This window comes from Corynebacterium mycetoides (assembly GCF_900103625.1).
In the GTDB taxonomy this organism is placed as follows: domain Bacteria; phylum Actinomycetota; class Actinomycetes; order Mycobacteriales; family Mycobacteriaceae; genus Corynebacterium; species Corynebacterium mycetoides.
In genome coordinates, this window is the sequence record NZ_LT629700.1 from 1,959,181 (window position 1) to 1,982,638 (window position 23,458).

Annotated in this window: 29 protein-coding genes; 25 read left to right on the plus strand and 4 right to left on the minus strand. The window is 64.7% G+C overall.

What is annotated here, in order from left to right:
- The first annotated feature begins 9 nt into the window (after window positions 1-9).
- Window positions 10-819 (plus strand): ABC transporter ATP-binding protein, encoded by an 810-nt coding sequence (locus BLS40_RS09475; RefSeq protein WP_092151576.1) that lies wholly within the window; start codon window positions 10-12, stop codon window positions 817-819.
- Window positions 820-907: 88 nt separating this feature from the next.
- Here BLS40_RS09475 and BLS40_RS09480 read toward each other — a convergent pair whose 3' ends face one another.
- Window positions 908-1,390, minus strand: coding sequence for a carboxymuconolactone decarboxylase family protein (locus BLS40_RS09480; RefSeq protein ID WP_092151578.1), 483 nt, complete (start codon window positions 1,388-1,390; stop codon window positions 908-910).
- 143 nt (window positions 1,391-1,533) lie between these two features.
- Here BLS40_RS09480 and BLS40_RS09485 point away from each other — a divergent pair, with 143 nt between their 5' ends.
- Both BLS40_RS09485 and BLS40_RS09490 read left to right on the plus strand, forming a co-directional pair.
- Complete coding sequence (locus tag BLS40_RS09485; RefSeq protein WP_231908442.1) at window positions 1,534-2,265, plus strand: DUF2786 domain-containing protein; 732 nt, start codon at window positions 1,534-1,536, stop codon at window positions 2,263-2,265.
- A gap of 78 nt (window positions 2,266-2,343) precedes the next feature.
- The gene (locus tag BLS40_RS09490) at window positions 2,344-3,849 is read left to right on the plus strand and encodes a lipase family protein (protein ID WP_092151582.1); all 1,506 of its coding nucleotides are present in this window, start codon (window positions 2,344-2,346) and stop codon (window positions 3,847-3,849) included.
- Here BLS40_RS09490 and BLS40_RS09495 read toward each other — a convergent pair.
- Window positions 3,835-4,641: a formate dehydrogenase accessory sulfurtransferase FdhD gene (locus BLS40_RS09495; RefSeq protein WP_092151584.1), complete on the minus strand. Its 807-nt coding sequence runs from the start codon at window positions 4,639-4,641 to the stop codon at window positions 3,835-3,837. The genes BLS40_RS09490 and BLS40_RS09495 overlap by 15 nt on opposite strands.
- A 65-nt stretch (window positions 4,642-4,706) precedes the next feature.
- Window positions 4,707-5,939 carry an amidohydrolase gene (locus BLS40_RS09500; RefSeq protein WP_092151586.1) on the minus strand — a complete coding sequence of 411 codons (1,233 nt, stop codon included), beginning with the start codon at window positions 5,937-5,939 and terminating at the stop codon, window positions 4,707-4,709.
- A 410-nt stretch (window positions 5,940-6,349) separates the two neighbouring features.
- Between BLS40_RS09500 and rpsH the strand changes: the two genes are divergently transcribed.
- From rpsH to rplO, 6 genes are read left to right on the plus strand one after another with little or no spacing between them, the layout of a single operon-like run.
- Entirely contained in the window at window positions 6,350-6,748 is a 399-nt protein-coding gene (gene rpsH, locus BLS40_RS09505; protein WP_092151588.1) for a 30S ribosomal protein S8, read from the plus strand.
- Window positions 6,749-6,766: 18 nt separating this feature from the next.
- A complete protein-coding gene (rplF, locus tag BLS40_RS09510; RefSeq protein ID WP_092151590.1) occupies window positions 6,767-7,303 on the plus strand; it encodes a 50S ribosomal protein L6 in 537 nt (178 codons plus the stop codon).
- Between the two features lie 2 nt (window positions 7,304-7,305).
- Window positions 7,306-7,710: a 50S ribosomal protein L18 gene (rplR, locus tag BLS40_RS09515; protein ID WP_092151592.1), complete on the plus strand. Its 405-nt coding sequence runs from the start codon at window positions 7,306-7,308 to the stop codon at window positions 7,708-7,710.
- A 40-nt stretch (window positions 7,711-7,750) separates the two neighbouring features.
- A complete protein-coding gene (rpsE, locus tag BLS40_RS09520; protein WP_092151594.1) occupies window positions 7,751-8,419 on the plus strand; it encodes a 30S ribosomal protein S5 in 669 nt (222 codons plus the stop codon).
- Between the two features lie 5 nt (window positions 8,420-8,424).
- Complete coding sequence (gene rpmD, locus BLS40_RS09525; protein ID WP_092151596.1) at window positions 8,425-8,610, plus strand: 50S ribosomal protein L30; 186 nt, start codon at window positions 8,425-8,427, stop codon at window positions 8,608-8,610.
- A gap of 7 nt (window positions 8,611-8,617) precedes the next feature.
- Complete coding sequence (gene rplO / locus BLS40_RS09530) at window positions 8,618-9,064, plus strand: 50S ribosomal protein L15 (RefSeq protein ID WP_092151598.1); 447 nt, start codon at window positions 8,618-8,620, stop codon at window positions 9,062-9,064.
- A gap of 207 nt (window positions 9,065-9,271) precedes the next feature.
- Here rplO and BLS40_RS09535 read toward each other — a convergent pair whose 3' ends face one another.
- Entirely contained in the window at window positions 9,272-9,793 is a 522-nt protein-coding gene (locus BLS40_RS09535) for a DUF1707 SHOCT-like domain-containing protein (RefSeq protein ID WP_092151600.1), read from the minus strand.
- 207 nt (window positions 9,794-10,000) lie between these two features.
- Here BLS40_RS09535 and secY point away from each other — a divergent pair, with 207 nt between their 5' ends.
- The 16 genes from secY (at window position 10,001) to BLS40_RS09610 (ending at window position 23,408) form a co-directional block, all read left to right on the plus strand.
- Window positions 10,001-11,329: a preprotein translocase subunit SecY gene (gene secY / locus BLS40_RS09540; protein WP_092151602.1), complete on the plus strand. Its 1,329-nt coding sequence runs from the start codon at window positions 10,001-10,003 to the stop codon at window positions 11,327-11,329.
- Window positions 11,329-11,874 carry an adenylate kinase gene (locus BLS40_RS09545; protein ID WP_092151604.1) on the plus strand — a complete coding sequence of 182 codons (546 nt, stop codon included), beginning with the start codon at window positions 11,329-11,331 and terminating at the stop codon, window positions 11,872-11,874. Before secY ends, BLS40_RS09545 begins: the two co-directional genes overlap by 1 nt.
- A gap of 13 nt (window positions 11,875-11,887) precedes the next feature.
- A complete protein-coding gene (gene map, locus BLS40_RS09550; protein ID WP_092151606.1) occupies window positions 11,888-12,691 on the plus strand; it encodes a type I methionyl aminopeptidase in 804 nt (267 codons plus the stop codon).
- 44 nt (window positions 12,692-12,735) lie between these two features.
- Window positions 12,736-13,509, plus strand: a complete 774-nt coding sequence (locus BLS40_RS09555; protein ID WP_092151608.1) for a L,D-transpeptidase — start codon at window positions 12,736-12,738, stop codon at window positions 13,507-13,509.
- Window positions 13,510-13,684: 175 nt separating this feature from the next.
- Window positions 13,685-13,903: a translation initiation factor IF-1 gene (gene infA, locus BLS40_RS09560; RefSeq protein ID WP_018017508.1), complete on the plus strand. Its 219-nt coding sequence runs from the start codon at window positions 13,685-13,687 to the stop codon at window positions 13,901-13,903.
- Between the two features lie 184 nt (window positions 13,904-14,087).
- Window positions 14,088-14,456, plus strand: a complete 369-nt coding sequence (gene rpsM / locus BLS40_RS09565) for a 30S ribosomal protein S13 (RefSeq protein ID WP_092151610.1) — start codon at window positions 14,088-14,090, stop codon at window positions 14,454-14,456.
- 3 nt (window positions 14,457-14,459) lie between these two features.
- Window positions 14,460-14,864 carry a 30S ribosomal protein S11 gene (rpsK, locus tag BLS40_RS09570; RefSeq protein ID WP_092151612.1) on the plus strand — a complete coding sequence of 135 codons (405 nt, stop codon included), beginning with the start codon at window positions 14,460-14,462 and terminating at the stop codon, window positions 14,862-14,864.
- Window positions 14,865-14,890: 26 nt separating this feature from the next.
- Window positions 14,891-15,496, plus strand: coding sequence for a 30S ribosomal protein S4 (gene rpsD / locus BLS40_RS09575; RefSeq protein ID WP_092151614.1), 606 nt, complete (start codon window positions 14,891-14,893; stop codon window positions 15,494-15,496).
- A gap of 75 nt (window positions 15,497-15,571) precedes the next feature.
- Window positions 15,572-16,585 (plus strand): DNA-directed RNA polymerase subunit alpha, encoded by a 1,014-nt coding sequence (locus tag BLS40_RS09580; protein WP_092151616.1) that lies wholly within the window; start codon window positions 15,572-15,574, stop codon window positions 16,583-16,585.
- Between the two features lie 46 nt (window positions 16,586-16,631).
- Window positions 16,632-17,141 (plus strand): 50S ribosomal protein L17, encoded by a 510-nt coding sequence (rplQ, locus tag BLS40_RS09585; protein WP_092151617.1) that lies wholly within the window; start codon window positions 16,632-16,634, stop codon window positions 17,139-17,141.
- 68 nt (window positions 17,142-17,209) lie between these two features.
- On the plus strand, window positions 17,210-18,073 hold the full coding sequence (gene truA, locus BLS40_RS09590; RefSeq protein ID WP_092151619.1) for a tRNA pseudouridine(38-40) synthase TruA: 864 nt from the start codon (window positions 17,210-17,212) through the stop codon (window positions 18,071-18,073).
- A gap of 79 nt (window positions 18,074-18,152) precedes the next feature.
- Window positions 18,153-20,270 carry a DUF6541 family protein gene (locus tag BLS40_RS09595; RefSeq protein ID WP_092151621.1) on the plus strand — a complete coding sequence of 706 codons (2,118 nt, stop codon included), beginning with the start codon at window positions 18,153-18,155 and terminating at the stop codon, window positions 20,268-20,270.
- Window positions 20,264-22,429 (plus strand): DUF6541 family protein, encoded by a 2,166-nt coding sequence (locus BLS40_RS09600; RefSeq protein WP_092151623.1) that lies wholly within the window; start codon window positions 20,264-20,266, stop codon window positions 22,427-22,429. The genes BLS40_RS09595 and BLS40_RS09600 overlap by 7 nt, the downstream gene beginning before the upstream one ends.
- A 79-nt stretch (window positions 22,430-22,508) precedes the next feature.
- Complete coding sequence (locus BLS40_RS11015; protein WP_157672472.1) at window positions 22,509-22,670, plus strand: hypothetical protein; 162 nt, start codon at window positions 22,509-22,511, stop codon at window positions 22,668-22,670.
- A gap of 5 nt (window positions 22,671-22,675) precedes the next feature.
- On the plus strand, window positions 22,676-22,903 hold the full coding sequence (locus tag BLS40_RS09605) for a helix-turn-helix transcriptional regulator (RefSeq protein ID WP_092151625.1): 228 nt from the start codon (window positions 22,676-22,678) through the stop codon (window positions 22,901-22,903).
- Between the two features lie 4 nt (window positions 22,904-22,907).
- Window positions 22,908-23,408: a hypothetical protein gene (locus tag BLS40_RS09610; RefSeq protein ID WP_092151627.1), complete on the plus strand. Its 501-nt coding sequence runs from the start codon at window positions 22,908-22,910 to the stop codon at window positions 23,406-23,408.
- The last annotated feature ends 50 nt before the right edge of the window (window positions 23,409-23,458 follow it).

Genomic DNA, 23,458 nt, shown 5'->3' on the forward strand with positions numbered 1-23,458 from the left:
TAGGAAATAATGAACGCAGGGCAACCAGTCGTCGCCCGCGATATCGTCGCAGGTTACGGCAGCAGCAGCGACGTGCTGCACGGTGTGAGCTTGGTCGCTCGCCCTGGCGAGGTGACCACTTTGATCGGCCCGAACGGATGCGGCAAGTCGACGCTGCTCAAGGCAATGTCGAAAATTCTCATTCCCCGGGCCGGCACGGTGACGGTTGCGGGTCAAGATGTTCACTCTCTGTCGTTTCGCCAGGCAGCGACGCACATTGCGATGCTCGCGCAGAACCCCGTCGCCCCTGATGGGCTGCGCGTCGGAGAGCTTGTCGCCCGCGGCCGCCACCCGCACCGGGACCGTCTGCGGGGCCTTGGCGCCGAGGACCGGGAGGCGATTGAGCGGGCCTGCGCGGAAACCTCAGTCACCGAGCTCGTCGATCGCGACATTGCGGAGCTCTCCGGCGGGCAGCGCCAGCGCGTGTGGCTAGCGATGGCGCTCGCGCAGGACACGCCAGTCTTGCTTCTCGACGAACCAACCACGTTCCTTGACCCCGCCCACGCCATCGCCATGCTCGAGCTCGCCCGCGGCCAAGCGCGCCGGGGCAAGGCCGTGGTGATGGTGTTGCACGATCTGATGCTGGCGGGGATGTACTCCGACACCCTGGTTGTGATGAAGCAGGGGCGGATCCTGGCCGAGGGCACCCCCGCGCAGGCGTTGATTCCGCAGGTGTTGGAGCACGCCTACGGGCTGCGCGCCGAAGTGTGGGAGGACCCGGCGGGAGGCTCGCCGGTCATTGTCCCGCGCGGCGTTGTATACAGCGATTGGCCCAGCTAAAGGGGTATCGCTTGAGCGGGTGCCCTGTGGTCTAGGGGGTTAGGTGTGCGTGTCCCTTCGCTGAGTATGCATTCGCAAGCGCCGAGCCCTAGAGCGTCGCGTCGTAGTCGTGGTCGAATTCGATGGTGGATTTAATCGCGTCCGCGTTGGTTCGCGTGGTGATGCTCAGCCGGTTAAACGTGTTGATCGCCAGGATGCTCACCAGCACGTCGTGCGCGCCCTGGGGGCCAAAGTGCTTCTCGACGCTGTCCCACAGCTCGTCGGGTACGGATTCGTAGCCGTCAATGTGTGTCACCGCGTCGGTCAGGGCGAGCACCGCGGTTTCCTTCTCGTCGAAGCGGTCGCGATGGTTGGTCCAGTCCTCTGCACGCAAGATGCGCTTTTCGTCCCAGCCGTCAGCGCGCGCATCACGACGATGCGTGGTGATGCAGGCTTTGCAGTCGTTGATCACCGACGCGCGCAGCGACACCAGGTGCCGGTAGGCCTGATCGACGTTGCTACCCGAGTACTTGACCATGGGAAGTATGGAGCGCAGCGCCTCGCCGCGCATTTGTTTTCTCGCCTCCACCATGCCCGCGAGCCTAGTGGCGGGTCGGAAGCTTATCCACAATTGGCAGTTATCCACAGGCGTTGACCTCCGGCGGGTACGAGTGCGGGTTGCTCAGGTAGCAGTTGGGGAGGAACAACTCACTGACAGGGGGAATGGGCAACATCATGGCAACGACCGAGAAAATCAAGGACAAGGTGCAAAAGCTGCTGAATCAGGCGGCGGATCGGCAGGGCACGGCCGAGGGGGAGTCCTACTACGCCAAGGCTTTTGCGCTGATGGCCAGCCACGGCTTCGATGAACGAGACCTAAACTCACCCGATGAGGGAGATGACGTGGCGCACCACACCGTTGAGATCAGCGGGGCCTACGCGGACATGCAAGCCGCCCTCTTGCTCGGCATCGCCGGGGCACTTCACTGCACCGGGTTTGGCCAGCGGGTGCGCCGCAGCACGAGGATCAGTTCGGTGGCCATTTTCGGGCTGCGCCGCCACCTCGACCGCGTCAACCTGCTCTTCACGCTGCTCAACCCGGCGATGATCGCGGCTGCGAGGACGATCGTCGCCGGCCCGTACGACGCTACTTCCACGGTCGTGCAGCGCCGCTCGTTCATGACTGGCTTCGCGCACAGCATCGCTTCCCGGCTGAGCGAGGCGGAGCACAGCGTCGCGGAAACAGCGGGCCAGTACGCGCTAGCGCTTGTCGACGACTCCAGGAAGGCGCGGCAGGCTCAAGAGGAGTTTGGTCGCCACCACGGTCTGTACTTCGAGGACTTTCGCTCGCAGCGAACCTTCGACGGCGCGTCCTACGGTCAGGGAGTGGAGGCGGGGGAGAGGTCCGATTTGGGGCAAACCCGCGTCGGGTCGCGGCGGGCGCTTCCGCCCAGAAATATTACTTAGCAAAACCATAACATCTACATATGTAGACCACTAATGTGACCTGCCGTACGTAATTGGGCTTAAGGTGCGGGAGGTCACATGAGTTTGGTGGGTTCGGCGAAGGTGTGGCCGTCTGCGGCCGCAGCAATCACGGCGAGCGCGGTAGCGGTGTCGGCGGTTCTCGCTGGCGGGGGCCATGCAACGGCCGCAGAAGGATCACTGGAAGGCTCCACGGTCGGGTCGTCGGTAGTGACGCAGGGGCGCGTCCAGCCCGGTGCCGTGGACCCCTTCTACGACACTTCCGGCGTCGCCCCGAGCCGGGTCGGCGAGATTCTTCGCACGCAGCCGGCGCCCTATTCGGGAATTCTCGGCAACGGCTCGCCGGGCCTTCCCACCAGTGTGGACAAGATCATGTACACCACCGAAGATGCGGACGGCATGTTGGTGCCGGTGACCGGGTACGTGCTCGAACCAACGGTGCCGTGGCGCGGTGAGGGCCCGCGCCCCACCGTGGTGATCGTGCGCGGGACGGTCGGGCAGGGCGACCATTGCGCGCCCTCGCGCAACTGGCCGCTTGACGGGCAGCCAGATCCGGTCTACACGGGCAGGACGATCAACCTTGAGGGCAACTACGACATGATGTTCGCCAGCCAGGGCGCACGCGTTGTCGTCACAGATCTGATCGGGATGGGCACCCCGGGCCTGCACACGTACATGAACCGCAAGGACCAGGCGCACGCGATGCTCGACGCCGCGCGCGCCGCGCGGGAGCTTGTTGAAAGCCGCGGCGGGCAGTTCGGCAAGGTGGCCGTCTACGGGCACTCCCAGGGCGGCGGTGCATCGGCGGCAGCGGCAGAGGCGCAGCCCGATTACGCACCCGACGTGAACCTGGTGGCCAGCTACGCTTCGGCACCGCCGGCGGACCTCATTAAAGTCCAGGAAAACATCGATGGCTCAGACCTTTCCGGCGCGATCGGTTTTGCGATCAACGGGCTGAAAGTCCGCTACCCCGAGCTCGGCGAGATCATCGACGCGAACGTTTCTCCAGCGGGGCGCGATGCGCTGGAGAAGGTGGCCAACATGTGCACCAACGACATCATGAGGGAGTACGACGGCGTCTACACCCGCCAATGGATCAGCGGAGACCGCTCGCTTGGCGAGCTGGCCAACGAGTACCCCGCCGCGCGAAAGGCAGTCGACGAGCAGTTCATTGGCAATGGTGCGCCGAAGGTTCCGGTGATGATCGTCTCCGGCCCCTACGACCAGAACGTCGCATACGACCAAGCCAAGGTCCTTGCCCGCGCCTGGTGTGCGAAGGGGGTGCCCGTGGTCTACCGCGATGATATCCTCCCGCCGCTGTCCACCTACAACCACGTGGCCCAGGCGGTTTCAGGTGGTGCGTTCGGTATCCCGTTCGTCATTGACGCGTTCCACGGCCGCATGCCGGCGCAACCGACGGTGTGCACGAACTTCGAGGGCAACCTCGGTTCCTCCGCCACTGATCTCAGCTCTGCGGTGAGCTCGCTGCCACTGTCCAGCGGGCTCGTCCCGCAGGGGGTTGAGACGGGCTTGAGTTCGGGAACTCAGGGCTCAGGGCGTTTGTAGGCCCGCGTAGACCCTGACGCGGTTCGCGCTCGCGCGGGCCACCAGCGTCATTCCTGCGTGGCGGGCTAGCTCCACTGCCAGCGACGTCGCGTCCGCAGTGGTCACGATGGCGGAAATCCCCGCCATCAACGCTTTGCGCACGATCTGAAACGTCACCTGCGAGTCGAGCACCAGAACGCGCCCGGACGCAGGAACCGCGGAGTCGAGAACCAGAGCGCCAACGAGCTTGTCGACGGCGTGGGCAACGTTTAGGTCCTCTCGCCGCAGCACACCGTCAGCCTCCGCGGTAGCGACAACCGCGTTTCGAGTCGGTGCCTTGGCGTTGCCTTCGGCGACCAGGTAGGCGAAGCGAAACCATGTTTCATCGGCGACATCAACCGGTGTGACCGGACCAGGAGCACTGTGCACGATCTCCGAGATGGTTTGCTCCCGGGACACGCCGCAAGAATCCGCAAGCGGTGAGACGGGGGCGACCGGTGCGGCGATGTCAACGTCCATCAGGTTGTAGGTATTGCGTCCACCGGTGTCCACGGCGCCCGCGCAGTAACGCGCCGTTGCGACATCGGAGGCGTTGTTGATCAGCCCCTCAGTAAACAACCACCCATGAACGAGTTCCACGTCGTTTCCCGGGGTGCGGGTCGTGGTCAACAGCGTAACGCCGCGCGAGCGCAGTTGCAGTGGTTCCTCCGCGGCCGCGGTTCCAGCACGCGTGTCGGAGAAGACCTGTGCCGCCCCGGAGGCGTCGTCAAGCGACAGCGTCGTCACTGCAAAGCTGCGGTTGATCCGTCCCACGTGCCACCTTCCTTGCGTTGACTTTCGCCCATGAGGATTACGAGCCTACCCATGTCGCGATCTGCCTAGGACGTCAACCATGCCGCGGCGGCGACAACGATCGCTTCGACTCCGCGATCCAGCGTCGGTTGCAGGTCCGGGGCGAAGGCCGGGTTGTGATTGCCGGGCGCGTTGGCTTGATCGGCGAAACCGCCAAGGCCCCAGAACGTGTACGGCACCCCCAACTCGCGCGGAATGACCGAAAAATCCTCCGAGGCCGGCACCGCGTCGAGGTCGACCGAAAGCTCACCGAAGTATTCATCGAACGCTGCGCGGACGGTATCCGTGGTGGCGGGGTCGTTATCCGTCAAGGGGTAAATGTCGTAATAGGAAAATTCCGGCTCCTGTGGCGAACGGGCCGCCTCGCACTCGGCGCGGACGATCCGCTCGATCGCTTCCTTGATGTGGTCGCTGACCTGTTGATTGTAGGCGCGCGTGTTAACCAGAAGCTTCGCCGACGCCGGGATGATATTCGACTTGGAGCCGGCATTGAGAGCGCCGACCGTACCCACTGCGGTATCCTTGGCCGCGACCTCGCGTGAGACAATCGTCTGCAGCCGCAACACGATGGTGGATGCGAGTACAACCGGGTCAACGCCCAGCTCCGGCATCGCGCCGTGGGAACCCTTGCCGTAGACCTTGACTTTCACGGAGAAGGCTTGGGACAACACTGCACCGCGCCGGGTGTCCACCGCACCGCCAGGTAGCGACCCTAGGACGTGCTGGCCGAGGTAGACATCGGGGGCCGGCATGACATCTGCGACGCCGTTGTCCAGCATGTCGCGAGCTCCTTCGGCGGTCTCCTCCGCGGGTTGGAAAACGCCTACGAACGTGCCCGACCATTGGTCCGGATGGTTGTGAAACGCCTCGAGCGCGCCGAGCAGGCTCATTAGGTGGACATCGTGGCCACAGGCGTGGGACGTGGGCACTTCCGCACCGCTTTCCTTGTCCACCTGTGTTGCTGTGGATTGATACGACTTGCCGGAGTCCTCCTTGAGCGGGAGGGCGTCGATATCTGCGCGCGCGGCTACGACCGGCCCGTCGCCGTTAGTAATCGTTGCGACGAGCCCCGTCTCGCCTACGCGCTGATAGGAAATGCCGCGGGACTCAAGTTCCGCGGCAATGCGGTTTGCCGTCTCCACTTCCTGCATGGACAGCTCGGGGTGTTGGTGGAAGTGCTTGTACAGCTCTTCGCGCTCGGATCGAGTAGCGTCAAGGTCTGACAGGATGGACCGTACTTGGGCGATTTTGGAAGACATGGGTTGTGGCTCCGTTTCTCATGCACGGTAGACGTGGGCTCACCCGCCAGACTAGCTGCGCGACGGATTTGTGCGCGGGCGGACTGGAAGACAAACGTCCCTGGTAGCAATTTGCTTCTTAGCTGCTGTGGCCGGTAGGGTTCTCGTTTGGACTTATGGGCCCGACGCATGGCGTCCATGAAGGTTCAACAAGTTCATTTAACTGCACATCCAACTTTGTTGCAGGCCCCCCGCCGACATGCGGACCGGGTGTAAGGGTGGCGGCGAGCGCCCCGCGTTACTGAGCGCGGGGAGCGTTGAGTAGCCCCCGACATACCACACGGAAAACGCGACCATCCCACGACATGCTCGTGGGGGTCAGGTGGGTTGTAAAGGGAACCGCAACGAGAAAGGTAAAACGGTCACTTCACATGACGATGACTGATCCCATCGCGGACATGCTGTCGCGCGTGCGCAACGCGAACAACGCGCACCACGACACCGTGTCCATGCCCTCCTCGAAGTTGAAGGTCAACATCGCGGAGATCCTCAAGCAGGAGGGCTACATCGCTGACTACAAGGTTGAGGAAGAAAAGGTTGGCAAGAAGCTGACCCTGGACCTCAAGTACGGCCCGACGCGCGAGGCCTCCATCGCTGGACTGCGCCGCGTGTCCAAGCCGGGTCTGCGCGTGTACGCAAAGTCAAACGACCTGCCGCAGGTTCTCGGCGGCCTGGGCGTGGCAATCATCTCCACGTCCCACGGCCTCCTGACCGACCGTCAGGCCCAGGAGAAAGGCGTAGGCGGAGAAGTTCTCGCCTACGTCTGGTAAAGGGAGGTTGAACAGACTATGTCACGCGTAGGTAAAGCACCCATCGCAATCCCGAACGGCGTCGAGACCAAGATCGACGGCCGCAACGTGGAGGTCAAGGGCCCGAAGGGCACCCTGACGCTCGAGCTCCCGGAGCCGATCACCGCTTCCGTTGAAGAGAACGAAATTGTGGTCTCCCGACCGGACGACAACCGCACCAGCCGCGCGCTGCACGGCCTGTCCCGCTCGCTCGTCAACAACCTCGTTGTTGGCGTCACTGAGGGCTACAAGATCAACATGGAGATCTTCGGCGTCGGTTACCGCGTCCAGGCCAAGGGCAAGGACCTCGAGTTCGCCCTCGGTTACTCCCACCCGATCCTGATCCAGGCACCGGAGGGCATCACCTTCGCTGTCGACGGCAACACCAAGTTCTCGATCGAGGGTATCGACAAGCAGCAGGTTGGCCAGATCGCCGCGAACATCCGCCGACTGCGCAAGGATGACCCCTACAAGGGCAAGGGCATCCGTTACGCAGGCGAGCAGATTCGCCGCAAGGTCGGAAAGACGGGTAAGTAATCATGAGCAACACCGCAGAGAACACCAAGCGCACCCCGGTTGGCAAGGACATCTCCTCGCGCCGCCGCGAGGCACGCGCACGTCGCCATTTCCGCATCCGCAAGACCCTGCGCGGCACCCCGGAGACCCCGCGTCTCGTCGTGCACCGCTCGTCCCGCCACATGCACGTCCAGGTCATCGACGACCTGGCCGGACACACCCTGGTGTCCGCATCCACCATGGAGGCGGACATCCGCAGCACCGAAGGCGACAAGAAGGACAAGGCTGCCAAGGTCGGTGCGCTCATCGCGCAGCGCGCCAAGGAAGCCGGCATCGAGGCAGTGGTCTTCGACCGTGGAGGCTACAAGTACCACGGCCGAGTCGCAGCTCTGGCTGAGGCAGCTCGTGAAGGTGGTCTGAAGTTCTAATGACTACCGCAATCATCACCATCAACGGAAGGAACGCGTAATGGCCGAACGTGAACGGCGTGACGGCGGACGCTCCGCCGATAACCAGAACAACCGAAACAACGACGAGCGTGGCGGCCGCAACGAGCGCGGTGGCCGCAACGACCGTGGCGGACGTCGCGATCGCGATGACCGTCGCAACCAGAACGACGACCGCGATAAGTACATCGAGCGCGTTGTCACCATCAACCGCGTCGCCAAGACCGTTAAGGGTGGCCGCAACATGTCGTTCACCGCTCTCGTCGTCGTGGGCGACGGCCAGGGCATGGTCGGCGTGGGCTACGGCAAGGCCAAGGAAGTCCCGGCCGCAATTCAGAAGGGTGCAGAAGAGGCTCGCAAAAACTTCTTCCGCGTCCCGATGATCGGCGGCACCATTCCTCACCCGGTCCAGGGCGAGGCCGCCGCCGGCATCGTCATGCTCCGCCCGGCCGCTCCGGGTACCGGTGTCATCGCCGGCGGCGCTGTCCGCCCGGTGCTTGAGTGCGCAGGTATCCAGGACGTTTTGTCCAAGTCCCTCGGTTCCGACAACGCTCTGAACGTGGTTCAGGCCACCGTTGCCGGCCTGAAGGAGCTCGTGCGACCCGAGGAGGTCGCCGCTAAGCGCGGCAAGACCGTCGAGGACATCGCCCCGGCCCGTATGCTCCGCGCACGCGCAGGACAGGAGGCGTAAAGCACATGGCACTGAAGATTACGTTGCACCACGGCAAGGTCGGCGAGAAGCCGACGACCCGTGCCAACCTCGAGGCTCTCGGTCTGCGCAAGATCGGCCAGTCCGTGGTCAAGAAGGACAACGCCGCAACCCGCGGACAGATCCTCAAGGTGCGCCACCTGGTCACCGTCGAAGAAGTTGCAGGGGAGTAGATAACGCATGGCTGACATCATCAAGCTCCATGATCTGCGCCCGGCACCGGGCGCGAAGAAGTCCAAGACCCGCGTCGGCCGCGGTGAGGCATCTAAGGGCAAGACCGCGGGCCGCGGCACCAAGGGCACTGGCGCTCGCAAGCAGGTTTCGGCCGCTTTCGAGGGTGGCCAGATGCCGCTGCACATGCGTCTGCCGAAGCTCAAGGGCTTCAAGAACCCGAACAAGGTCATCTACCAGGTCGTCAACGTTTCTGACCTGGAGAAGGCTTTCCCGCAGGGCGGCTCCGTCGCCGTCGCCGACATCGTCTCTGCAGGCCTCGCCCGCAAGAACGAGCCGGTGAAGGTCCTCGGCAACGGCGATCTGAGCGTCAAGCTCGACGTCACCGCCGAGAAGTTCTCCAAGTCTGCCGTCGAGAAGATCGAGGCAGCCGGTGGCTCCGTCACCGAGGCTTAAGTCTTAGCCGGCTTCTAGCCCAGCACGAGCGGGCCGTTTCCCTCCGGGGAGGCGGCCCGCTTTCGCATGCTTGTCGACGCCCCCACCATCGGAAAACCGCAGGAACTCCGCAGCGGCGGAGCTCGAAAAGGAAGCGCGGGCACGGTCGCGTCGATAAGCACTTCCAAAACCTTGGGAACCTCAGAGAACCCGTGAGGCGCTCAGTAGCTATTGCTCGAGCTGTTTTCGACGCTCCATGGCAACGCGCAGGCGCTCCGCGCGTTTTTCTTTCTCGCTGGCCGCTAGCTCGTCGAAAATCTCCTCTTCCTCGTCTCCCAAGCCATAGATGCCACGGGCCGCAATCGACGCGAACCCGGCGATGGGGAAGACAACCCAGAAGAAGTTCCACTCGAAAACGAACAGCCCGAGGAAGAACAGGATCATGGTGATCGACCAAATTGCCGTATCCGCAGCGCGGACTTTCTTACCGCGTTCGAGCACCCGGTCGAGCTCGGCATCGGGGTTGCTGGGTCGGGCGACCCCTGCGTCTCGGGCGCAGGGCTCAGGTGGACTGGGTAGATCGCGGAAGAGCTTGTCAAGGTCGCTTTGCCGCACGGCGCCGGCTGCCGCGGCGGTGCGTGAGTCAAACTCGTTCACATCCAGGTACCCGGAGGTGAACAGCTCGGTGAGTTGGTCGAGGGCGCGTCCACGCTCGGGGTCGCCGATGCGTAGGTCGGGGTGTGAATCCATCCGCGTCTTCCTTATTTGTTATTGTCTCGGGGCCGACCCAAGTATGTGGGTGACCCGGCGACGTGTCAACGCTCGGAGCACCGCGACTTCGGCGGGGGACACCTGCCTGCTAGGCTGTTGTGGTCAAACTCGTCTGGGGTGGGCTCCGCGCACCGACCGCTGACCCGCCGCAACCGAAACCTGTCATTCCGTAAGCCAGGAGGCTACGTGTCCGCTATTGCTCAGGCGTTTAAAGACGCAGATCTGCGCAAGAAGATTCTGATCACTCTTGCGCTGGTTGTCCTGTACCGAATCGGTGCCCAGATTCCCACCCCGGGGGTCGACTACGCACTGATCAGCCAGAGACTGAATGACATCTCGCAGGGTGACCAGGCAACGATGTTCTCCATCATCGGGTTGTTCTCGGGTGGCGCGCTGCTGCAGCTGTCCATCTTCGCTATCGGCATCATGCCGTACATTACGGCCTCGATTATCGTGCAGCTGCTCACCGTGGTCATTCCCCGGTTCGAGGAGCTGAAGAAGGAGGGGCAGTCGGGTCAGACGAAGATGACCCAGTACACCCGCTACCTCACTGTCGGGCTGGCGCTGCTGCAGTCGGCCGGCATCGTCGCCCTGGCGGATCGTGAGCAACTCCTCGGCCAGGGCGTCCCCGTGCTGGTGGAGGACCGCAACGTGTGGACGCTGATCATGATGATCATTGTGATGACATCGGGCGCCGTGCTCATCATGTGGCTCGGCGAGATCATCACTGAAAAGGGTGTCGGCAATGGCATGTCGCTGCTTATTTTCGCTGGTATCGCAACTCAGATTCCGTCCGAGGGCGCGTTCATTCTCCAGCAGTCGGGTGCTGTGACGTTCGGCCTTGTGCTGGCGGCTCTGATCGCGCTCGTCGTCGGGATTATCTTCGTGGAGCAGGGGCAGCGCCGCATCCCGGTGCAGTACGCGAAGCGCATGGTGGGGCGCCGCCAGTACGGCGGTTCCTCGACGTACCTGCCGCTGAAGGTCAACCAGGCGGGCGTGATCCCGGTGATCTTCGCGTCCTCACTCATGTACGTTCCGGTGCTGATCACCCAGATAGTCACGATGAACAACGCGACCCCGCCGGACAACTGGTGGATGAACCACGTCATGGCGTGGCTGCAGAACCCCGGTTCGTGGCAGTACATCCTGCTCTACTTCGCCCTGATCGTGTTCTTCTCGTACTTCTACGTTTCCATCCAGTACGACCCGGTTGAGCAGGCCGATAACATGAAGAAGTACGGCGGATTCATTCCGGGCATTCGCCCCGGCCGCCCGACGGCGCAGTACCTGTCGTTCGTGATGAACCGCCTGCTGTTTGTCGGTGCCCTGTACCTGGCGCTGATCGCAATTCTGCCGAACCTCGCCTTCGACGCGGGTGTCACAGGTACCGGGCAAATGGGCCTGGGCGCGTTCGGCGGCACCGCTATTCTGATTATGGTGTCCGTGGCCCTGACCACGGTCAAGCAAATTGAATCCCAACTTCTCCAATCCAACTACGAAGGACTTCTGCGATAATGCGTCTCGTTCTACTCGGCCCTCCCGGCGCCGGCAAAGGTACTCAGGCATCGATTCTCTCCGAAAAGCTGGGTGTTCCTCACATCTCCACCGGCGATCTCTTCCGCGCCAACATCGGCGAAGGAACCCCGCTCGGCGTCGAGGCGAAGGAGTACATTGACTCGGGCCGCCTCGTTCCCACCGATGTGACCGCGCGCATGGTTGAGGCGCGCCTGGACGAGCCCGACGCAGCCGAGGGCTTTCTTCTCGACGGTTTCCCGCGCACCGTCGAGCAGGCCGAAATCCTCACCGACCTGCTGGCCAAGAAGGGCGTGGCCCTCGACGGCGTGCTGAACTTCCAGGTGGACGAAGATGTCGTGGTCGAGCGCATGCTCGCCCGCGGCCGCGAGGATGATAACGAGGAGACCATCCGCACCCGCCTCGGCGTCTACCGCGACGAGACCGCGCCGCTGATCGACCACTACGGCGACGAGATCATCAACATTGATGCTGTCGGTTCCGTGGACGAGGTCAACGCCCGCGCCATGGAGCAGCTGGGAAAGTAGAAGTTCTGTACCGATGATCTTCAAACCCCGGCGCCGGCGTATCCCGGCGAAGTTCCCCTCGGAGCTCGACGCCATGGAGGCGGCGGGCCGCATCGTAGGCATCGCGCTTGAGGAGGTGCGCAAGGTAGCTGCCCCGGGAAAGACAACGGCCGACCTGGACAAGGTTGCGGAGGAAGTCATCCGCTCCTTTGAGGCCGAGCCGACATTTCTGGGCTACCAGGGGTTTCCCGCCTCGATCTGCGTGTCAGTGAACGACGTCGTCGTCCACGGCATCCCGAGTGACTCGGTGATCCTGCGCGAGGGGGACCTGGTTTCCGTGGACTGCGGGGCAACGCTGGACGGCTGGGTGGGGGACTCCGCGTGGTCGTTCGGGATCGGCGAGCTTGCCGCGGACGTCGACACGCTTAATCGCGCGACCGAATGGGTGTTGTACGAAGGCATCAAGGCCATGGTCCCCGGCAATCGCCTGACCGACGTGTCGCACGCCCTCGAAGTCGCAACCCGTGAGGCGGAGCGTCGTTTCGGCGTTGAACTGGGCATTCTCGACGGTTACGGCGGCCACGGAATCGGCCGGACGATGCACGAAGACCCGTATCTGTCCAACGAGGGTGCGCCCCACCGCGGACCCGTTATCAGCGAGGGGTCGGTGCTCGCCATCGAGCCGATGCTCATCCTCGGCGGCGAGGTTGACAGCGAGGTGCTTGACGACGACTGGACGGTGGTTACGGCCGACGGTTCGCCCGCCGCCCACTGGGAGCACACGGTGGCAGCGACGGCTCAGGGCCCCCGGATCCTCACCCCGCGCGCAAGTTCCTAGGCGCTTCGCACAGCACTTTGGCATCTGCGGGTTATACTTCTCGCATGTCGTACAGCCCGCGCCGCTCGGCCAACCGCGCTCTCTCCGTTATCGCATCCGTCTTTGCCTGCGTCGCCCTCGTGGCCGCGCCGGCCGGCGCTCAGGCCCAGAACGTGCCGGCCGGCGTGAACCAGCTGTCCGCCGCCTCCTCTCAGGCCAGCCTCGACGCGTTTGTCCAGCAGGCCAGGTCGGCTTTGGTGACCTCCACCCGCGACGGCGCGTGGAACGTCCGCTCCGCGGTCGTCGCGCAGGCCGGGTCGCTGGCCGCGCTCAACCCCGCGCTGCCGGAGCAGGCCCGTGCGCAGATTGACCAGATCTTCGAAGCCCTGTTCCCCGGATTGATTGAGGAGCGTTCGCCGCGCCCTGCACCCGCACCCGCACCGGAGCCAGCGCCCGCGCCGGCGGCTGCACCTGCGCCCGCATTCGACTACGGTGCGTGCCCCAAGGACGCTAAGGTGTGCGTGGACATCGCGGGGCAGCGTTCCTGGTTGCAGAGGAACGGCGAGGCCTACTACGGCGCCGTGCGCGTTGCCACCGGGAAGCCCGGGTATGAGACGCCGCGCGGGACGTTCTACGTCAACCGGAAGGTCAAGGACGAAATCTCGTGGGAGTTCGGCAACGCCCCCATGCCGTACGCGACGTACTTCACATACAACGGAATCGCCTTCCACGAGGGTGACCCGGCCTACCTGTCGCACGGCTGCGTGCGTATGTATCGCCAGGACGCGCAGCGCTATTTCGCTGACCTGAACATCGGCGACAAGGTGGTCGTTTACTAAGAGGCCGCCGGCCGGTTCGATCCTCCTACGCAACCCCTCCGCCTGTGCGAGAGGGGGGTTTGTGTTTGTCTCGCCCGGCCTATATAGTCTATAGCCGGTGTATATTCACACCGTGTAGCACCGTACTAATACGTCTGGCACCTGCGTGAACGAGGTGCCGTAGGAAGTGGAGTGAATGGCAAAAGAAGGCGCAATTGAAGTCGAGGGCCGCATTGTTGAGCCCTTGAAGAACGCGATGTTCCGCGTCGAGCTTGACAACGGACACGAGGTTCTGGCCCACATCAGTGGCAAGATGCGCCAGCACTACATCCGCATCCTCCCGGAGGACCGAGTCATCGTGGAGCTCTCGCCCTACGACCTCGACCGCGGGCGTATCACCTACCGCTACAAGTAAGCAATTTTTCCGCCTCCTTACCCACACGTGTCGCCGCGCAGGTGACACGCATTCGACCTTTGGCCACGGTGGCCGAAGCCGCGCGTAATCACGGCCCATCATCCGGTTAGGTCCGGGTAAAGCGCCGCGTGGCGTGGACGGATAGGGAGAAAACCACCGTAACAACCTGAAAGGCACGGCCCACATGGCACGTCTAGCTGGTGTCGATCTGCCGCGTAACAAGCGCATGGAGATCGCCCTGACCTACATCTACGGGATCGGTCCGACCCGTTCCAAGGAACTCCTTGAGAAGACCGGCATTTCTCCCGACCTGCGCACCGACAACTTGACCGACGATCAGCTCGCCGCGCTGCGCGACGCAATCGAGTCCTCCTACACCGTAGAGGGCGACCTGCGCCGCGAGGTCCAGGCGGACATTCGCCGCAAGATCGAAATCGGTTCCTACCAGGGCCTGCGCCACCGCCGCGGTCTCCCCGTGCGCGGCCAGCGCACGAAGACCAACGCGCGCACCCGTAAGGGCCCGAAGAAGACCATCGCAGGAAAGAAGAAGTAACACATGCCTCCCAAGACTCGTTCCGGCGCGCGCCGTACCGGCCGCCGCGTCGTCAAGAAGAACGTGGCCGCGGGCCACGCATACATCAAGTCCACCTTCAACAACACCATCGTGTCCATCACGGACCCGAGCGGTGCTGTGATCTCCTGGGCGTCCTCGGGCCACGTCGGCTTCAAGGGCTCCCGCAAGTCCACCCCGTTCGCCGCGCAGATGGCTGCTGAGAATGCAGCACGCAAGGCGATGGAGCACGGCATGAAGAAGGTCGACGTCTTTGTCAAGGGTCCCGGCTCTGGCCGCGAGACCGCTATCCGTTCTCTCCAGGCCGCCGGCCTGGAGGTGTCCTCGATCTCCGACGTGACCCCGCAGCCGTTCAACGGCTGCCGTCCGCCGAAGCGTCGTCGCGTTTAAGGCAGAAAGGAAAGAGGTAAAACAACATGGCTCGTTACACTGGCCCTGCTACCCGTAAGTCCCGTCGCCTCCGCGTCGATCTCGTCGGCGGTGACATGTCGTTTGAGCGTCGCCCCTACCCTCCGGGGCAGGCAGGCCGCGCCCGCATCAAGGAATCTGAGTACCTGCTCCAGCTGCAGGAGAAGCAGAAGGCTCGCTTCACCTACGGCGTGATGGAGAAGCAGTTCCGCCGCTACTACGAGGAAGCTAACCGTCTGCCCGGCAAGACCGGCGACAACCTGCTCGTCCTCCTCGAGTCCCGCCTGGACAACGTCGTCTACCGTGCTGGCCTCGCGCGCACCCGCCGCCAGGCCCGTCAGCTTGTCTCCCACGGCCACTTCACCGTGAACGGCAAGAAGACCAACGTCCCGTCCTACCGCGTCTCGCAGTACGACATCATCGACGTCCGCGAGAAGTCCCGCGCCATGATCTGGTTCGAGGAGGCCCAGGACAACCTGGTCGACTCCGTCGTCCCGGCCTGGCTACAGGTCGTTCCCGAGACCCTGCGCATTCTCGTGCACCAGCTGCCCGAGCGCGCCCAGATCGACGTTCCGCTGCAGGAGCAGCTCATCGTCGAGCTCTACTCGAAGTAATTCGAGCTTTTATCTTCCCGCACCATTTCCGTTCCTACCGGCATCAAATAGTGGTTGCCGAAAAAGGAGAAGTTCATGCTCATCTCACAGCGTCCTCAACTCACCGAGGAGTACATCGATACCAACCGCTCGAAGTTCGTCATCGAACCGCTCGAGCCCGGTTTCGGCTACACGCTGGGCAACTCCCTGCGCCGCACGCTGCTGTCGTCCATTCCGGGCGCCGCAGTCACGTCGATCAAGATCGACGGTGTTCTCCACGAGTTCACCACGATCAACGGCGTCAAGGAGAATGTCTCTGAGATCATCCTCAACGTCAAGAACATCGTCTTGTCGTCGGAGTCGGACGAGCCAGTTGTGATGTACCTGTCCAAGGAGGGCCCCGGCGACGTCACCGCTGGCGATATCGAGGTCCCGGCGGACGTGCAGATCCACAACCCGGACCTGCGCCTCGCCTCGCTCAACGAGAGCGCCCGGCTTGAGATGGAACTTGTTGTGGAGCGCGGCCGCGGCTACGTCCCGGCCATGCCCAACTCCGGCGGAGAGGCCGGCCGCATCCCGGTCGACCAGATCTACTCCCCGGTCACCCGGGTCGCCTACAAGGTTGAGGCCACCCGTGTTGAGCAGCGCACTGACTTTGACAAGCTCATCATCGACGTGGAGACGAAGAACTCCATGTCCGCGCGCGATGCGCTTGCTTCCGCAGGCTCCACCTTGGTTGAGCTGTTCGGCCTCGCCCGCGAGCTGAACACCGCCGCAGAGGGCATCGAGATCGGCCCGTCCCCGCAGGAGACGGAGTTCATCGCCGCATACAACATGCCCATCGAGGATCTGAACTTCTCTGTGCGCTCCTACAACTGCCTGAAGCGCCAGGAGATCCACACCGTCGGTGAGCTCGCCGAGTGCACCGAGAGCGACCTGCTGGATATCCGAAACTTTGGCCAGAAGTCCATCAACGAGGTCAAGATCAAGCTTGCTTCGCTGGGTCTGACACTTAAGGACGCACCGGAAGACTTCGACCCGACCCAGATCGAGGGTTACGACGCCGAGACCGGCGACTACGTCGACGTCACCGCGGAAGAGACCGAGTAACACCACAGAGCACGCGCTCACATAACCGCACACGAGGAGTACGAAAATGCCGACCCCTAAGAAGGGCGCCCGTCTCGGAGGCTCCGCCAGCAACCAGAAGCACATTGTTTCCAACCTGGCGATGTCCCTCTTCGAGCACGGGGCAATCAAGACCACCGAGGCCAAGGCCAAGGTTCTGCGCCCGTACGCAGAAAAGCTGATCACCAAGGCGAAGAAGGGCACGCTGGCTGACCGCCGCGCCGTGGCCGCCGAGCTGCCGAACAAGGACATCGTGTCCTACCTGTTCAACGAGCTCGCGCCGAAGTTCGAGGGCCGTGAGGGCGGTTACACCCGCTCCATCAAGCTGGAGAACCGCGCCGGCGACAACGCCCCGATGACCCACATCTCCCTCGTTTTGGAGGAGACTGTGTCGACCGAGGCTACCCGCGCCGCCCGTGCCGCCGCTTCCAAGCAGGCCGAGGCTGAAACCGCCGAGGCTGAAACCGCCGAGGCACCCAAGGCCGTCGAGGCCGAGGAAACCGCCGTAGTCGAGGCTACCGAGGCCACCGAGAAGTAATTCTCGCTCGCTACCGCCCCGCGCCCCCTCATTGGAGCGCGGGGCGTTTTGCTACCCTCTAACACACCATGACCGCGACAGATGAAGCACTGCGCCTGCGCCTGGACATCGCCTACGACGGCACGGACTTCCACGGCTGGGCCCGCCAGAGCGACGGGGAGGACGGCACTCCGACGCGCACCGTTCAGGGGACCATCGAGGCGGCCCTCACCACGGTGCTGCGCGTTCCCGTGGAGCTGACGGTGGCGGGGCGCACGGACGCGGGCGTGCACGCCTCCGGCCAGGTCGCCCACGTGGACATCCCGCGCTCCTCGCTGGACCAGCGCTCTCTGGACTCGGACCCTGAGCGGCTGGTGCGCCGCATGGCCAAGCTCCTGCCGGATGACGTGGCCATCCTCAGGGTCACCGAGGTGCCTTCGCTTTTCGACGCCCGCTTTTCCGCGCTTTCCCGCTCCTACGTCTACAGGATCACCACGCATCCCGCCGGAGCACTACCGACGCGGGCTCGCGACACCGCGACGTGGCGCCGCCCGGTGGACATCGAGGCGATGCAGGCCGTCGCCGACATGTTCGTGGGCCTGCACGATTTCGCCGCCTTCTGCAAGGCGAAGCCCCATGCCACCACGGTGCGGGAGGTGCTGGGGATGCGCTGGGTGGAGGCGTCGACAAGCGAAGAGCCCGAACTGTATGAAGCGCACGTGACCGCGGACGCTTTCTGCTGGAACATGGTGCGCGCCCTGGTGGCGACGTGCCTGCAGGTGGGTGACGGCACGCGTGAACTGGGCTGGGTGGCCCCATTACTGGGCGAGAGCCGGCGCAACCCGCAGGTAGCGCTAGCGCCGGCCAAGGGGCTGACGCTGACGCATGTAGCGTATCCTGATCCGCATCATTATGGTGTCCGCGCGGAGACGACGCGGGCGCGGCGGGCTTAGGCGCGCCGGTTCGGTTGAGTGCGCCCCGGGGCAATAGAATCACCTACCGGTCAGTGGAAATTACAAGGACGGAGCGGCTATGACGGCACTTGGCGCCCTAACTGTCGCTGTCGCACTGTTCGTGCTGCCGGGGTTCGTGATTTCCTGGGTGGCGGGCGCGAAGCTGCCGGCCGCCCTCGCCAGCGCGATGCCGGTTACCTTCGGCGTAATCGGCATGAGCGCGTGGATGTGGGGGGAGACCACCGCCCCGTTTAACCTGCTCACCTTCACCATCAGCTTCCTGTTCACCCTCGGCTGGGCCGTGCTGTGGAGGTGGTGGATGGACCGCCCGCGCGCGTGGCCGCGTCCGCGCTGGCGCGACCTCTACTGGCTGATCCCCGCGGCCGGTGTGGCCACCGGCGCGGCCATGTTCGTTTCCGACCGGTACGGGTGGCTGCAGCGGTTGCCCTACGGCACGAACACCATCGTGCAGGGCTGGGACGTGCAATGGCATGCCAACGTGGTGCGCTACATCCTCGACGAGGGGGTCGCCTCCGCGGTGCGAATGGGGGAGGCGCGCAACGCGGAGACGGGCTCGCACCTGTTTTACCCCTCCGGATTCCACGCGGGCACGGCGCTATTCGCCGAGGCGGCCGGCATCGAGCCGATCCCCGCGCTGAACATCGTCGGGGCGATCCTGCCCGCCATGGCGCTGCCGGTGGCGATGGCGTGCCTGGTCTTCGCCATGACGCAGTCGCGCGGGCTGACGACGCAGATAGGCGCCGCGCTGGCGGCGATCGGCAGCTACGGCATTCCCACCTTGATGTGGGTGCCCGACTACGTGGGGATGTGGCCGTACATGGCCGCGGTGTTCTTCGCCGTCATTGTCACCTGGCAATTCTGCGCGGTTCCGGCCCGCCCGGCCACGGCTCTGCCCGCCGCGATGGGTCTGCTCGGGGTGCTGGCGGTCCACCCCTCGGCGGTGACGATCGTCGTGCTGGGCGCGGCGCTGTACTGGCTGTCTCGGCTGCTGTTCGTGCCCGTGAACACGCGCGCCAAGGACTTTTTCTGGGTGGCCGCCCCCGGCATCGCCGCCGCGCTGCTGTTCCTGCCGCAGATCGTGCAGGGCTCGGATCAGGCCGAGGAAGTCTCCTCCGTCGCACCGCCAGGCGAGGACATCGACCCGGCCGGCGCGTGGGCGACGGTGCTGCTGATGCGCACCCGGCATTCGGTGCAGTTCTGGCCCGACTTCAACCCGGTCGTCCTGTTGTGGCTGGCAGGGTTGGGAGCAGTCGCCCTGATTGTGTGGCGCCGCCAGGTGTGGTCGATCCTGATGTTCGCGGTCAGCGCGCTCGTCGTGGTCAACGTGTTGGAACCTTTCGGCGGGTGGATCCAGGACACCCTCGCTGCGATCAGCAGCCTGCACTACAACACCGCCCACCGGCTGGTCATGCCGGTGAGCATGCTCACCCTCGCCGCCGCGGGCATCGGTGCGGCGGTGGCCATCCGTCTGCTCACCCTGGCGCCGCTCGCCGCCAGAAGGGCGACGAGGCCGTGGCGCGTGGCGACGGGTGCGGCCTCCATCGCGCTCGCCGTCGCCGTCGGCGCCGGTACCGTCGGCTGGGCGAAAGCCAGCGCGTACGACGGGGCGAAGGAGTCTTTCGTGGGCCCGCGTCTCGACGACCGTATGGTCAACGCCAACGACCGCGCCGCCTTCGACTGGCTGGCCACTCAGCCCGCCGCCTGGGAGGGGCTCACCGCCGGCGAGCCCGCGGACGGGTACTCCTGGCTGTACGCCTACAACGGCGTGCCCACGCTGGCGAAGCACTACGACGGCGGCGACGGCGTACGCAATGTCATGCTCACCCGTTACCCCGCCGCACTGGGCCAAGGGATGCGCCGAGACGCGGACGCGCCCAACCCGCTGGATAAGGCGGCGGCGGAGCTCAACGTGCGTTTCATCGTCAGTAGCCCGGGCAACTTCTGGTGGGGCCAGCTCCCGCCCCTGTCCCAGCTCAAAGGGCTGTGGACGAGCGACGGCGCGACCCCGGTGTACAAGCGGGGCTCGACGGTGGTCTTCGCCGTCAACGACGCTTTTACTCGCTCGGAGCTCTACGAGATGCGTCGCGACGCCCGCCGCAACGGTTCCGAGGAGTTGCCCACCGTGACCGGCTCCGGCCGAGTTCCGGCGCTTGGTGGGAAGGGAGACTCGTGGTAGAAACCCTGCCCCTGGTGCTTGCAGCCGTCGCTTTGTTCGTCCTTCCCGGCGCGGCGGTGGGATGGGCGGCCGGCATGCGTGTGCGCTGGGCGCTGGCCAGCGGTGTGGCCATCACGCCCGCGGTGTGGAGCGTGCTGGCCTGGGCATACGGCGAAGTGGGTGTGGCGGTCAGCACACTGTCGCTGGTGTGCGGCACCGTGCCGTTTATCCTCCTGGGCCTGGCGTGGAGGTACGCGTTCGGCGGGCTGGGGTGGCGTGGGGGAGAGCGTCGGCAAGCAGCGCCCCCGAGCCGGTGGCTGCCCCCGGTCGCCGGTGTGGCGGCCGGCTTCGGCATCCTGATGAACCGGACGATCACCGTTTACCAGGGCCTGCCTCAGGGGTTGTCCACGCCGTTTCTGGGCTGGGACGTGCACTGGCACGCCTCGGTGATCAGGTTCATCGGCGAGACGGGTATCGGAAGCTCGGCGCGGATGGGCGAGCTGCAGCACGTGGAAACCCACCAGCTGCTGTATTACCCCACGGGCTTGCACCTCTTGGCCTTTAGCCTGCACGAGCTCACGGGCCGCGACATTATCTACGCGCTCAACCTGACCTCACTCGTGGTGCCCGGGCTGGGGTTGACCATCTCTGTGGCGCTTTTGGCGCGGTTGCTGCTCGGCGGGCGCGGTTTCGCCGCCACCCTGGCGTCGGGGTTCGCGCCTGTCGTCGCCGTCGGGGTGCAGAACCTGTTCTACTCCGAGTATCACATGGGGGCGTGGCCGTACCTGGCGGCGACATCGGTGACGGGCATCGCCGCGTGCGCCCTGGCCGCTACCCCGCGCCGGGCAATGAGCGTGCCCGCGGCCGGGCTGACGCTGGCCGGTGTGGCGGCCCTGCATCCGTCGGCGGCGACCGTGGTGGTGCTCATCGTCGGGTTCTGGTGGCTGTTTAGCTGCCTTCCCGGCCCGCACCGGTTGCGCAACACGCTCGTTGTGGCCACCGCGGGCGTGTTCGGAGCGCTGCTCGTGTTGCCGCAACTTCTGGCCGGAAGCGGGCAGGCCGAGGAGGTGGCTGAGTTCGCCGAAACCCAGTTGGACGTCTCGCGCGCGGAATCGTGGCGGCGCGCCCTGGAACTGCAGTGGTCGGCGGGTGAGGAGGTTCCCACCCAGTGGTGGCTCATCATCGCCGCCGGGGTGGGTGCGGTGGTGCTTCTTGCCTGGAGGCACACGGCGTGGCCGTTGCTGCTGACGCTGTTCTCCATGGCGCTGACGGCTCACGCGTTGGTGTGGTTCGACGGCCCGGTGGGGGCCTTGTTCGGGGCGTACACGTCCCTTCACTACAACAACGCGCACCGCCTGGTTTTGCTGACGGCGCTGCTCTATATCGTGCTCGGCTCCATCGCCGTGGCGGCGGTGGTGTACTTCCTGGTGGGCAAGGCGGTCGGTGCCGGCGGGCAGCGAGCGCGGTGGGGCAGCATCGTGCTGGTGGCGCTGCTCGCGGCGGCCCACGTGCAATGGCTGCAGCGGCCCTTCCGAGTCTTCTATGAAGCCGTTATCACCATCAGCGCAACCAATGAAACGCTCGGCGAGACGGAGCTGGCGGCCTTCGAATGGTTGAAAACCCAGCCGCGCGCCTATGACGGGATCATCGCCAACAACCCGGGGGAGGGGACCGGGTGGATGTACCCGCTGCACGGGTTGCCCTCCCTGCACCGCCACTACCTCTATCCGCCGACACCGGTCGATTCCGCGACGAGCCGGATCTTCTATATTCCGAACTTCCTGGGAACCGGTCTGACACCGTTGCCCGGTCAGGGCGATAACCGCCGCGACTGGGCGAACATCGCCGACTTCGCCGCCCGCGACCTCGATGCCACCTACTACATCGTGTCCCCGCCCGGTTTCTGGGACTACCTCGAGCCGATCCCCGCCCAGGTTGAGGGCCTGTGGACGGCGCCGGGCGCGACCCCGGTGTACCGCAACGGCGACACGGTGGTCTTCGCCATCAACGCGAACCTGAGCGACGAGGAGATCCGTGCCGCCCGCGCCTCGGGGGAGAAGGCCTCGCCGCAGGGGCTTCCGCCCCTGCCGTTTGACGCCCGGCAGGGATTCCCGCGGCCGTCCGTGTGGGACCGCCAGGCCGCCGAGCGCGACGCGCAGCCGGCACCCTCCGCGGGCTAACACCCAAAAGGTTGACGCGGTGTCAAGAATGCTTTACATTTGGCTATGTAAAGAAAACTTGACACAAAGGAGAGAATCCGTGGCGCGCACGACACACACGTCCCTGTCGGTGGTCCTCGCGGGAGCCATGCTCATGCTCACGGCCGCATTAGCGCTGAGCGGCGCGGCTCTCGGCCTCGTGGCCACTGCGGGCATTGTCGTCGCCCTCGCCGGGCTGGTGCAGGTGGGCCGCGGCCGGTAGGGACGATGCAGAACGGCAACCACGGCAACCACGAAAATATGGTGCGCAAGTGGCGGCGCTGGAAAGAAATGAGCCAGGCGGAACTGGCTGACGCCGCCGGAGTGTCGCGCCAGACCATCGCCAACATTGAAAAGGGCAACTACTCGCCGTCCGTGCACCTGGCGCTCGACATCTGCCGCACCCTGGGCAAGACGGTGGAAGAAGTCTTCGGCGACGAGCAGGAAGAAGGATAAACCCATGTCACTCACCCAAAAATTCGGTGACTTCGCCACCGGCGCGGTCGAGCGCGCCGCGACCGACGAATACGAATCATCCATGGTGCACAAGTCCAACACGGTGCTCGTCGGCGCAATGGGTGGTGGACTCTTCCTCCTGGGCGCCGTCTTGGCCTGGGCCATCCCCGGGATTCACTCGGCGCTGAGCATCCTGATCATTGTGCCCCTGCTGCTGGGGCTCGGGGCCGCCGAAGGGTGGCTGAAGCATTACCACGTGCGCCAAAAAGCTCAGCCCAACGTGGCCTTCTTGAGTACCCTGCTGGTGCTGGCGATGGTGCAGATCGCCGGCATCGGCTACAACGTCGGCGGCGGCATGAACGCCTTTGCCTGGAGCATGCTCGGCGGGGGAGTCATCGGCGCTGCGGTCGGATTGTTCGCGGCCGGCACGGCGATGGATTCCCGGCATGCGTCGGACCTGCGCCGCCGCGAGGAACAGCTCGACGCCGAAGAGCGCCTCGGGTAGCCTGCAAGGGAATCGGGGGGTGTGGGGTGCACCGCCCGTTGTTAGCGCAC